Annotated in this window: 2 protein-coding genes; both read right to left on the bottom strand. The window is 47.6% G+C overall.

Going from position 1 to position 2,480, the window contains the following annotated elements:
* Nucleotides 1–1,267, bottom strand: a 1,267-nt coding sequence (locus ACO5R6_RS07455) for an Ig-like domain-containing protein (protein WP_485626555.1), incomplete at its 3' end; no start/stop codon positions are given.
* Between the two features lie 726 nt (nt 1,268–1,993).
* Nucleotides 1,994–2,480: DJ-1 family glyoxalase III (locus ACO5R6_RS07450; RefSeq protein ID WP_485626554.1), on the bottom strand; the 487-nt coding region annotated here is incomplete at its 5' end.

Here is a 2,480-nt window from a genome sequence, read left to right as displayed (position 1 = left end):
CGTCGGCAAAGAGCTTGATCTCCACGCTGGCCGCGGGCGTTCCGACCCACTGCTTGGTCACCTTCACTGACGTTGCGTTTAATTTATCTTTTACTGTCAGGATCGTTCCTACATCGCTCGCTATATCAACGATATATTCGGTAGAATCCAGTAAATAGCCCTGCGGGGCTTTCGTCTCCCGGACTTTATACTTACCCGGTATCAAAAGGCCGGAAGTGACCGTACCATCTGCCCCTGTCGTCAAAGTGAACTTACTTCCATCGGGCTTGGTCACTTCAAATTCGGCATTGGCAAGGGCCTTCGTGTTATCTTCCGCATCAACCTTGCGAAGTTTCAACTTCTTGGCGAGGTCACCGGCCATACTTCCGCCGCCGGATCTCTTTTTCCAGGTACTCTTCTGATCTACGGGCGTAATGATGTCCGCCGTCATATTGGCCTTATTTGTCTGAACCGGATCTCCGTAATCTACCGTTGTCTTATAGGAAAGGAAATAAGACTGCGTTCCGATATCTCCCAGATCAATTTCAAATGAAGTCTTATCGGCATTGAATTTTACCTTTCCGGTCAGATCTACGATCTCTCCATCCCAGCTGGTCGGATTTCCGCTCGCGTCATACTCACACTTCATGAGCTTGAACTGCTCATTCGCGCCGTTCGGCAGGGGATCCAGGTAGTGACCGTTCCCTGACGTGATGGAATCTCTGATCACGACATGCTTTAAATCCTTCTTGGCCTGATTGATTCGCAGAGCCCAGCCGGCCACCCCGGGATGACTGGCATCGGAAGCCTTGGCAAATTTACCGAACACCTGATCGGAGGTATTGGCTCCCGGCTTGACACCGATTTTCGTCGGCGGGGGTGTCAAATCGGTTCTGCCGTTCACTTTCATTTCAATGGGGTTTACCTTATTGATCGTAACCCCTTTCTTATTCAAGATCATATAGACATACATCTGCCCGGTAATATTATGCAGTCCCTCGGCATTGTGGTTAAATTTAACGCGGATTTTCCCGCCGCCTGTCGTCGCAGTAGCCGTTGGCCTGCTGATAATCTCAGCCGTTGCAACCTTCGTTCCGTTCTGATCCGTAAGATCAAAGGTCAAAGGATTCGTAGCGGACGTTGTCATGTCCAATTCTTTGGGGATATCGATATCAAAATAATCCCCGTCATGAACAATCTGGTCAACATGCCAGTCCATAACTAATTTCAGAGTCTGATCGACCGGCACCTCTGTTACGGGGTTGCCGTCGCTGTCCTGTATACTCACATTTGTCAGTTTTGCATCGACTTGTGAACCTGTCTCCGCAAAGGCCGTCTTGCCCGGATATAACAAAAAAACTGTCATCAAAAAAGCAAGAAAGAAACTCAAAAATCTTTTAATCATCCCTATTCATTCTCCTCTCTTTTGCCCGACAAAATATTCCTCACTTGACTGGTAAAAGCGGTTAATTTATCAGGCTTATTTTCGTAACTTCATAAATTATCCTTTATTAATCACCCCCCCCCCGAAAATTATCAGTTATCTTTCGCCAAAAAATTTCTTTAGCATTTTCCCTGACAAATTAACGGAATAAACTCTTGCCAATAAATCACATAAGAACCGTGAGTGCCAGAACACACACCGCAAACCATAGATCGGTTTTGTCTGAGATCTATCCTCATGACTGCAGATCCGTAAAACATATGATTGCATAATGCCCGCAACTCCTAGCGAGATTATAACACATAGTTTTCACATTTTCTCGACAAAGCAGACTGACTTTTTTATCTTTAATTCAAATTAATTCATTAATATCATGTGTTTTTTGTAACCTTCAAACATCAGTACAGAATTGAAGATACCAAAGAGAAATCAAACCATTTGATCTCATATAAGACTGTTGTTATGTTAAAAAGGGCGAATCTATTGCGATAGACGAGATATTCCCTTGTAAAAGCAGAATATTCCCAGTTAAATAGCAGGAAATTTGACGACAGAAAGAGGAGAGGATGTTCACTTGTAGAGAACATCCTCTCCCAGCCCGCGGGCCGTCTCTTCTCCCCTGACATAGGCCACAATGGCCAATCCAAAGGCAAAGGCGGTTCCCATGGCCCGGCTGGTGATGATGTTTCCGTCACGCACCACCTTGTCAGTCAAATAGTCGCAGTCGTCCATCTTGTCCGCGAAACCGGGGTTTGAGGTTGCCCTCTTGCCGGACAGAATCCCAGCCTTAGCCAGGACGGAAGGGGCGGCGCAGATGGCCGCGACCAGCTTGCCTGCAGCGGCGAAGTCCTGCACCAGCTTGATCACCCGTTCATCTGCTCCCAGATTGGTCGTGCCGGGCAGACCGCCGGGCAGGATGATCCCGTCATAATCCTCCCAGTCCACCTGACTCATACAGAAATCCGCATGGAAGCTGATCTTGTGAGAGCCCCGAATCCTGGTCTCCTCCTTGATGGAAATGCCGTCGATCTCGATGCCGGCCCTGCGGGCCAGATCA

This window comes from Shuttleworthella sp. (genome assembly GCF_057251025.1).
This window is presented reverse-complemented; position numbering and strand designations above follow the sequence as displayed.